This window comes from Polaribacter sargassicola, from assembly GCF_021991835.1.
Lineage (GTDB): Bacteria > Bacteroidota > Bacteroidia > Flavobacteriales > Flavobacteriaceae > Polaribacter > Polaribacter sargassicola.
Window position 1 is genome coordinate 1 of the sequence record NZ_JAHDAU010000105.1, and the last position, 336, is coordinate 336.

The 336-nt window shown below is 34.8% G+C and carries 1 protein-coding gene; it reads right to left on the reverse strand.

The features are described 5' to 3' along the window. The coding region (locus KI686_RS16035) for an MBOAT family O-acyltransferase (protein ID WP_306665761.1) at positions 1-336 on the reverse strand (336 nt) is incomplete at both ends.

Sequence of the window (336 nt, forward strand, 5' to 3'; positions counted from 1 at the left end):
TTCTAACTTTCATCCAAGTGCCGCCTCGGCTTCCTCCTAAAGGAATGTATAAATAATCTCTAAACCATGTGGATAAAGAAATGTGCCAACGTCTCCAAAACTCTGCCATATCTCTTGAAAAGTAAGGGAAAGCAAAATTTTGTTTTAAATCGAATCCAAAAAGACGTGATGTACCTATAGCAATGTCTGAATATCCAGAGAAATCTCCGTAAATCTGAAACGTGAAAAATATTGCTCCTAAGAACAATGTACTTCCGTTCATTTCTGCCGAATTATTAAATATTTGATTGGCAAATTCTGCACAATTATCGGCAATTACTATTTTCTTGAATAATC